The organism is Elstera litoralis, assembly GCF_000963705.1.
Taxonomy (GTDB): Bacteria; Pseudomonadota; Alphaproteobacteria; order Elsterales; family Elsteraceae; genus Elstera; species Elstera litoralis.
On record NZ_LAJY01000834.1, the window covers coordinates 1 to 703 of the forward strand.

At 53.9% G+C, this 703-nt stretch carries 1 protein-coding gene; it reads left to right on the forward strand.

Features of this window, described 5'->3' with window-relative positions:
* Positions 1-205: 205 nt before the first annotated feature.
* Positions 206-703: glutathione S-transferase family protein (locus VZ95_RS20080; RefSeq protein ID WP_332308147.1), on the forward strand; the 498-nt coding region annotated here is incomplete at its 3' end.

Here is a 703-nt window from a genome sequence, read left to right on the forward strand (position 1 = left end):
ATTAGTTTTTCCGAAATTGCCCGATATGCGTTTCACCTTTGGCAAGCGCGGCATCTGACTGTATAAGCAAAAGCTATGATGTTGCTGTTTCACCAATGGGTATCGCCGGGATCGCGCAAAATCCGGCTGATGCTGAAAGAAAAAGAACCTGGATATCGATCTTCAGATCGAGAAGACCTGGGAGCGACGGCCCGAGTTTTTGGCGTTGAACCCAGCGGGGGACGTGCCCGTTCTTCTGCTGGAACCCGGTGCTTATCCGCTCTGCGACGCCACGGCGATTGCCGAATATCTCGAAGAGAGTTTCGCCGACCGCCCGTTGCTGGGACAAACGGCGCTGGAGCGCGCCGAAATTCGCCGATTGATCGGCTGGTTCGACGTGAAGTTCAACCGCGAGGTGACGCAAAACCTTGTCGATGAGAAAATCACGAAGCGGTTAACAGGGCTTGGGCATCCGAATAGCCAAGCAATCAAGGCCGGATACGCCAATATCCATTATCATCTCGATTATATCGCCTATCTTTCAGAGCGGCGCAGTTATCTAGCCGGGGCCGATTTTAGTTTGGCGGATATTACCGCTGCGGCCCATCTCTCCTGTGTCGATTATATCGGCGATGTGCCGTGGGATGAGCATCCTGGGGCGAAAGAATGGTATGCGCGGGTAAAGTCACGCCCCAGTTTCCGGCCGCTTCTGGCGGATCATATT